This is a genomic window from Halomonas sp. ND22Bw, from assembly GCF_003011945.1.
GTDB lineage: Bacteria > Pseudomonadota > Gammaproteobacteria > Pseudomonadales > Halomonadaceae > Halomonas > Halomonas halophila.
The window spans coordinates 1-410 of record NZ_PXWD01000237.1 but is presented as its reverse complement, the minus strand read 5'-3'; the positions used below and the strand labels follow the sequence as shown (position 1 = coordinate 410).

The window sequence follows — 410 nt, the reverse complement described above, 5'->3', positions numbered from 1 at the left end:
CGGTATAGGTAGCGCCACGCGCCGCAGACCTTGATGTACGTTTCGTCGGTCCGGACCGAGCCGCAGTGCGGTCTGCGGAACTGCCGCAGCCGTTTCTCGATCAGCGGTGCGTAGGCGAGAACCCAACGGTTCAGGGTGGAATGATCCACCGCCAGACCGCGCTCTAGGAACAGCTCCTCGATGTCACGGTAGCTGAGCGGGTAGCGCAGATACCAGGAGACAGCCTGGACGATCAGGGCGGCCTCGTAGTGCCGGCCCTTGAAGTCAGCCTTGGAGCGATGCTTCAGCTTGGCGGCGATAGCGAACAGGATCATGGGGCGGCCTCCAGAACGGAAGGCGCCATGCAGGTCGTATGGTCAACGTTGGGTAAACGCAGGTCCGATCGCGTTTGCGACACGCCCGGGTGGGAT

General features: G+C 62.9%; 1 pseudogene. It reads right to left on the bottom strand.

The features are described from left to right. Positions 1-314, bottom strand: a pseudogene (locus CVH10_RS17850) (IS6 family transposase); the annotation flags it as partial. Positions 315-410 lie beyond the last annotated feature (96 nt).